The sequence below is a fragment of the Vibrio sp. OPT41 genome (assembly GCF_015163595.1).
GTDB lineage: Bacteria > Pseudomonadota > Gammaproteobacteria > Enterobacterales > Vibrionaceae > Vibrio > Vibrio alginolyticus.
Genome location: NZ_JADDYH010000066.1, coordinates 1 through 530 on the forward strand (window position 1 = coordinate 1; position 530 = coordinate 530).

General features: G+C 42.6%; 2 tRNA genes and 1 rRNA gene. All 3 read right to left on the reverse strand.

Going from position 1 to position 530, the window contains the following annotated elements:
• Positions 1-199: 199 nt before the first annotated feature.
• A tRNA-Glu gene (locus IQP38_RS21680) sits at positions 200-275 on the reverse strand.
• Between the two features lie 10 nt (positions 276-285).
• Positions 286-361 (reverse strand) — tRNA-Ala (locus IQP38_RS21685).
• A gap of 95 nt (positions 362-456) precedes the next feature.
• A 16S ribosomal RNA gene (locus IQP38_RS21690) occupies positions 457-530 on the reverse strand; the annotation flags it as partial.

Below are 530 nucleotides of genomic sequence, written 5' to 3' on the forward strand. Positions count from 1 at the left end.
ATTTCGAATAATCACTGTAAAAGTGATATTCCCAAGAACACTTGAATGTGTTTTTTGGTGTTTGTCATAAAGACAAACATTGAGAACTTTACAAACAAACTTAAAAGTTTGTTTTGTCAGCTTTCCAAATTGTTAAAGAGCTAATCACTTCTTATGAAGTAACCATTTTTAAAAACTCTCAAGAGAGAATGTTTAAAGATGGTATCCCGTAGGGGAGTCGAACCCCTGTTACCGCCGTGAAAGGGCGGTGTCCTAGGCCTCTAGACGAACGGGACACTGAGTATGTGGTGGAGCTAATCGGGTTCGAACCGATGACCTCTTCGCTGCCAGCGAAGCGCTCTCCCAGCTGAGCTATAGCCCCACATAAATTGCTTCAGCATTTTATGCAGAACCAATTTTGCTCTGAAATTTAAACCATATCAATCTGTGTGGACACTCATCGCAATAATCATCGTTTAAGGAGGTGATCCAGCGCCAGGTTCCCCTAGCGCTACCTTGTTACGACTTCACCCCAGTCATGAACCACAAAG